Below are 5,334 nucleotides of genomic sequence, written 5' to 3' on the forward strand. Positions count from 1 at the left end.
ATGGGGACTTCAATGAGATCAAAAACAATCTTAACGCTCTCATTGATGTTGTCCACATGAGAAACGATGATATTAAGATGCTCATTGAGGCAGCCATTCAGGGGAAACTCGATGTCAGAGCGGATCATACAAAGTATCCTGGCGAGAACGGAAAGATGATTAAGGGCATCAATGACATGCTCGATGCATACATCGGACCAATTAACGTTTCTGCTGAATACATTGACAGGATTAGCAAGGGAGATATTCCGCCAAAGATCACTGAAGAGTACCATGGGGACTTCAATGAGATCAAAAACAATCTTAACGCTCTCATTGATGTTGTCCACATGAGAAACGATGATATTAAGATGCTCATCGAAGCTGCACTTGATGGGAAACTTGACGTCAGAGCAGATCATTCCCGCTATCCTGGAGAAAATGGTCGGATGATTAAAGGTATCAATGACATGCTTGATGCATACATCGGACCAATTAACGTTTCTGCTGAATACATTGACAGGATTAGCAAAGGTGATACTCCTCCAAAGATCACTGAAGAGTATCGTGGCGATTTCAATGAGATTAAAAATAATCTGAATGCACTCATTGATGTCATTCAGATGCGGGGGGCAGACATTCAGTTACTAACAAAGGCAGGTATGGAGGGAAAACTGGATGTACGGGCAGATCCTTCAAAATACTCAGGGTATCATGGTAACATGATTAAAAGCCTGAACAATATGCTTGATACCTATATTGGCCCATTAAACCTTGCAGCTGAGTATATTGATCGGATAAGCAAAGGTGATCTACCGCCAAAAATTACTGAAGAGTACCGTGGCGATTTCAATGAACTTAAAAATAACCTGAATCAGTGTATTGATGCAATCAGTCTTCTCGTTGAAGATGTGAACCTCCTGTCTGAATCTGCAACTGCCGGAGAGTTACATACCAGGGCTGATGTGAACCGGCATCAGGGATCTTATGCAACGCTTGTGAAAGGAATAAATGAAACGCTCGATGCTGTGGTTGAACCTATTGAAGAGGCAATGAGAGTTGCAAAAGAGTATGCCCGGTGTAATCTGGCAACTTCCTTTAATCCGAATCTCGTTGTAAAAGGGGAATTTGCAGATTTCAGAAATTCACTTGATAAAATCGGCACAGATATATCAAAAACTATTGAAAACCTGAATGAGGAGATTGAATCCCTCTCAAAACATTCAAGTAATGCACAGTATGGTGTAGAGGATGTCAGCAAAGGTGCACGTGAGATAGCCCAGAATGCTGAAGAGACATCAATGAATGCTTCCAAAGCAGAAGAGGGAATAGATCAGGTCCTACGTGCCATGGCTGACCTTACCATAATGGTAAGTGATATTTCTGCAAATGCTGATGCAGTTGCAAGACTCAGCGAAGATGCTAATACGCTTGCAAAGAAGGGCACTGAATATGCAGGTGCTGCTGACAAAGGAATGGAGAGTATTACCAGATCATCTTCTGAAGTTGAGCAGATCATTGGTGCAATCAGAAGTGAGATGGATCAGATCCGTAAAATCGTCAATATCATCACCGATCTCGCAAACCAGACAAACCTTCTTGCATTAAACGCAGCTATTGAAGCAGCCCGGGCAGGTGAAGCCGGACGAGGATTTGCAGTTGTGGCGTCTGAAGTAAAAGCCCTGGCTCAGGAATCACGAACATCAGCTGAATCAATCGCTGACATGATCATGGGTCTTGAACGAAAATCTGATAGTGCTGCACATGCAATTGAAGCAGCAGGAAAAGCTGTCATTGAAGGGAACAGTGCATTATCAGATACGCTCAATGTTTTCACTGAACTTACAAAAGCGGTTGATGATATTAATCAGAAGATGCTGACTATTGCACAGGCAACTGAACAACAGGCAGCCTCATTTGAGGAGATCACAGCAAGTGCAAATGAGATGAGTACGCTGGTTAAACGGACTGCCGACGATGCCACTCAGTCTTCAGCAACGAGTGAAGAAGCCCTGGCAGTGGTATCGCAGATTAACGGCATTATAAACCTGATTAATGAAGCAGTCAGTAATATGAGAAATGAAATGGAAGTCTTCACATTAAGAAAAACTTCCTGATTTTATTTTATTGAGATTATAAAATCGTGTATCTCTTCAGGAGATAAAACTCGGTCAACATCTGTCAGACGGAATGCAGCTTCAGGCATACTTCTTATTGTACAGGTATCAGGATTCTGGATAAACACCTGTGCTCCAATCTTTTTCATATACATAAGCCCCTGCGCTCCATCACTCCCCATCCCGGATAATATAAGACCATAGAATGAATTCTTTGAATCTGGAATCAGGGACATCATTGTTACATCTACAGATGGGCGGACAAAATTTACTTTTTCTGACTTTTCAAGAATAATGGTTTCATTATTTTTAAGGAGGAGATGACTATCGCCGGGAGTTATGAAAAGTGATCCCGGTTTTAAGACTTCTCCCCCATTTGGTACGATGACGTTCATGGAACATAGCTGGGAGAGTCGGCGTGCAAACCTGGATGTGGTAGATTCCGGCATATGCTGAACGATTACTATTGCCATTGGAACAGCAGGTATGCCGGTAAAGATGTCAAATATTACTCGTGGACCACCAGTTGAAGAACCAATAATGAGGATGTTCATTATATATACCGCACTAATCCAGCATGGTTATGTAATCGTCAACCAGCGCGATGAGGTTTTCTGGTTCAAAGGGTTTGGTAATATAATCAAAGACATATTCTTTCAGGTGGTCAAGAGAAGTATCCGGAACATCCTTTGCAGTGAACATGGAAATGATAAGATCATGCATCAGGTCCCGGTTTACAATCTCCTGGATTGTTTCCCAGCCGTCAAGACCTGGCATCATTATATCCATTAAAATCACCCCTTTGAATCCTTTTTCCAGATAATCCAGACACTCTTTTCCGGAATGTGCAAGAAAAACCGGAAAGGGGCGTTTTCTAAATAAAGAGTTCACAGTAAAGAGTATGTCCTCATCATCATCTACGACCATAAGACCAGATAGTGAACGTGAAGATTCAGGATCAGTTGATGGATCCATATGAAAGGATATTGTGATTCAGACTATATTATTCTGCCTTATAACTGGTTAGAAAGATTGTGAACGAACAATGAATCTTTAGTAGTACTGATTCAGGAGATGGTATGGTAATCAGGATTTATAAAAAAGGTATTAATAATCCTGCAGTTGGTTTATCTGTTCATTCGTAGAAGATCCTATCACAGATTACCTCTGATAGTTATGAATTCAGATAAGCCATTTACAAAATTTCATAAAAAAAATAAAACCCGGATAAAGAAAAAGGATGGTGAATTAAAATCAGAAAGCCGGCAGAAGAGTGACAGACAGGTAAAATATCAAAGAAAACTTCTGAAAATTCCTTCCCGGCTGGAACGATTAATTGAAAAATATATTGAGAATAAAACAGGAAAACCTGTGGATACTCCGGCGACAATTGAACGAATCAGACAATCTGTCCTTGCTCAGAAAGCCGGATACTGGAGTAAAACACCCCATGCAAAATATGGAAGGGGGTATGATGTTTTCGCCTATCTTTCCTATCAGGCTCCGGGTTATATAATTCAATTTCATTACATCATCCAGAGACTTGATAAATCCGGACTTCTTCCAGAGGACCTTAAAGTACTGGACCTAGGAACCGGTCCCGGAGTTGTTCCGCTCGCTCTCACTTGGTTTATGAAAGAGAGGAAGAAAGGAACACTCACCATTGATGCCATAGAGCAGTCTGAAGAATTCATAGAGGCTTTCAAATTTCTTGTTCCAGAATTTGCATCTGAATCTTTAATAAAAACAGATCTTTTACAGCATGCGGATATCAGATCATGGCAGCCGAAAAATTCTGGTACGTATACCATGATCACCTGCCAGAATGTTCTGGCTGAACTTCCTGGAGAGAGCAGCAGAGAAAAAGCAGACCTCTTGATAAAATATTGTTCATCATTGACAGATGATGGTATTTTGATTCTGGTTGAACCGGCAGAACTCAGACACTCAACAGAATTGCGCATTCTTCAAAAAAATCTGGAGAGATCAGGATTATTTCTCTTGGGTCCATGCAGATATATCCATCCGGGCCCATGTGAACCGGATACCTGCTGGTCCTTTGCAGAACTATCTGAATTAAAGCCGCCACGATTGATGGAGTTGTTAAGTGAGGGGCAGGACGGGTATCGGTTTCTGAATACCGATATAAAATTTTCCTATAGTATCCTTACAAAAAAACCCCTTGCCCCGGTTTGTCCGAATTCATTTATTCAAGGAACCATCCCGCTCGGTGAACTTGAAGATTACCTCGGTGAAACAGTGACCATTGCCGGAGCAAAGATGTCGATGGACATTGGTAACCGGGAATTTGCCATTTTTCTCATTTGTGACGGATCAGGAGGAGCAAAAGTATATCTTATCATCCCCCGTTCATTAAAGAATCAAGAGATTACATCGGTAAAAAAAGCAGAGTATGGAGATATTTTAAAAATCTCAGAGGTTCGTGTCAGATGGAATCCAAAAAAGGGATCATACAATCTTGTTGCAGGTGCACGAACTCAGGTTTCTGCAATGCATAAATAGATAACCGGTTAATTGTTAATGAGTATTGCAGACGAGTATTCCGATACAGGGTGATCGATGTCAGATGAAGATCCCATAAAAATTCTGCAGGTACGCTTTGCAAAAGGAGAGATATCAGCAGAGCAGTATGAGCAGATGCTTTCTTTTCTCATCCGGGATGTTTCATCATTTAAGCAGACAGAAACAAAAGAGAAACCGGATGTTATTGAAAACCCGGTGGAGCAGGAAACCCCTCCGGCAGTAAAACCAGAAAAACCTGAGCTTGCGGATGATGTTGAAGCAGAGGAGATTGCTGTCATCGAACCTTTGTCAACACTCACCGAACCTGAACGGACAACTGTAAAAGAGATCGCAACAGCAATAGCAAATGCCGAAGAACCGGTTTCTTCAGATACCGAATCATTGGCAATAGAAGTAACCGAAGAGACAGACACTGTTGAGAGTGAAGAAGTACCCGCTGGTGAAGAAGACTTTGCTGCTGGCACTGTACTTGACACCTCTATATCAGATGAACAGATTGAAGCAATTGAAATTTCTGAAGAGATCCCAGAGGATGTAACAGAGAAAAAAGAGAGTGCCGAGAGATTTTTATCCCAGGAGGATCTTGGAAATGTCTGCTATGTCACCGCGGTCAATCTGGTCCAGGCCGGTGAGTTTGAAAAAGCGTATCCCTTTATCGAAAAATCTCTGACAATTCAGCCTGAACTGACATTAT

General features: G+C 41.6%; 5 protein-coding genes. 3 read left to right on the forward strand and 2 right to left on the reverse strand.

From position 1 onward, the window contains the following. Positions 1-2,096 (forward strand): methyl-accepting chemotaxis protein (locus LDL35_RS14255; protein WP_304023636.1); only part of this gene is annotated, 2,096 nt, incomplete at its 5' end. Between the two features lie 2 nt (positions 2,097-2,098). Here the strand turns inward: LDL35_RS14255 and LDL35_RS14260 are convergent. Together LDL35_RS14260 and LDL35_RS14265 are read right to left on the reverse strand one after the other, a co-directional pair. Continuing rightward, entirely contained in the window at positions 2,099-2,650 is a 552-nt protein-coding gene (locus LDL35_RS14260) for a CheB methylesterase domain-containing protein (protein ID WP_304023638.1), read from the reverse strand. 13 nt (positions 2,651-2,663) lie between these two features. Further along, entirely contained in the window at positions 2,664-3,071 is a 408-nt protein-coding gene (locus tag LDL35_RS14265) for a PleD family two-component system response regulator (RefSeq protein WP_304023640.1), read from the reverse strand. Positions 3,072-3,272: 201 nt separating this feature from the next. Between LDL35_RS14265 and LDL35_RS14270 the strand changes: the two genes are divergently transcribed. Continuing rightward, positions 3,273-4,619: a class I SAM-dependent methyltransferase gene (locus tag LDL35_RS14270; protein WP_304023641.1), complete on the forward strand. Its 1,347-nt coding sequence runs from the start codon at positions 3,273-3,275 to the stop codon at positions 4,617-4,619. A 57-nt stretch (positions 4,620-4,676) separates the two neighbouring features. After that, the coding region (locus LDL35_RS14275) for a hypothetical protein (protein WP_304023643.1) at positions 4,677-5,334 on the forward strand (658 nt) is incomplete at its 3' end.

This window comes from Methanospirillum hungatei (assembly GCF_020216685.1).
Classification (GTDB): Archaea; Halobacteriota; Methanomicrobia; order Methanomicrobiales; family Methanospirillaceae; genus Methanospirillum; species Methanospirillum hungatei_B.